Annotated in this window: 1 protein-coding gene; it reads right to left on the reverse strand. The window is 56.0% G+C overall.

The features are described 5' to 3' along the window. Positions 1–38: 38 nt before the first annotated feature. The coding region (locus V5T57_RS20725; protein WP_332893175.1) for a hypothetical protein at positions 39–341 on the reverse strand (303 nt) is incomplete at its 5' end.

Raw genomic sequence — 341 nt, forward strand, 5'->3', positions numbered from 1 at the left:
GCTCCTGTGGTGTAGCAGGTTGCACTACAGGAGCCTGTTCAAGCGTTAATCAAAGAGATTATCAAGCCACTTTTGAACTGGAGTTTCCCCTTGCTCCCAGCATTGGAAACCAAAATGGCAAGGCCTTCCACCCCCTTCTCCTTCCCGCTTTTGCTCATCCCCTTTCCCTGGTTTTGGCTTTGGATAGGGTGTTTTCCCAGGCTTTTGCCGCCCGGTCGGGGCTGCCCCACGGCGTCCAGGCTTGGTGTAATCACCGATATTGGGCTTGCGCCATCCACCTGACCGGCCAGAACCGTTCCCATTTCCCGGTACAGTTGGCGCCGGCTTGCAGTTTGACCCTG

The sequence above is a fragment of the Magnetococcus sp. PR-3 genome, assembly GCF_036689865.1.
Taxonomy (GTDB): Bacteria; Pseudomonadota; Magnetococcia; order Magnetococcales; family Magnetococcaceae; genus Magnetococcus.